We start from the raw sequence: 239 nt of genomic DNA, 5'->3' as shown, positions 1-239 counted from the left end.
CTAACGCAGTTTGAGCATGCGGTGCAGGGCGAAGCGTAATAAACCAGGATTAAGGAACTCCACCCAAGCAGCAGTATCTATGAAAAGCCCGTCATTGCGACGGGCTCTAGAAAGGTGCTTACTACTCAGTCAGCGGAGCTGCGGCTTCTGAGTAGTCAGCTCCGTTTGAGCTGACGCGCGCTTTGTCGAGCGCGTCAGAGCCTAGATGAACTTCTTCCAATGAAATTGCCATGGCATAT

At 51.9% G+C, this 239-nt stretch carries 1 protein-coding gene; it reads right to left on the bottom strand.

Features of this window, described 5'->3' with window-relative positions; genetic code table 11:
- Positions 1-121 precede the first annotated feature (121 nt).
- Positions 122-232 (bottom strand): DUF6746 family protein, encoded by a 111-nt coding sequence (locus R0J92_RS26285; RefSeq protein ID WP_411053853.1) that lies wholly within the window; start codon positions 230-232, stop codon positions 122-124.
- Between the last annotated feature and the right edge of the window lie 7 nt (positions 233-239).

Origin of the sequence: Tritonibacter sp. SIMBA_163, assembly GCF_046535935.1 — a bacterium.
GTDB classification, from domain to species: Bacteria; Pseudomonadota; Alphaproteobacteria; order Rhodobacterales; family Rhodobacteraceae; genus Epibacterium; species Epibacterium scottomollicae.
Note: the sequence above shows the minus strand (reverse complement) of the source record. Positions and strands in the feature narration are given on the sequence as shown.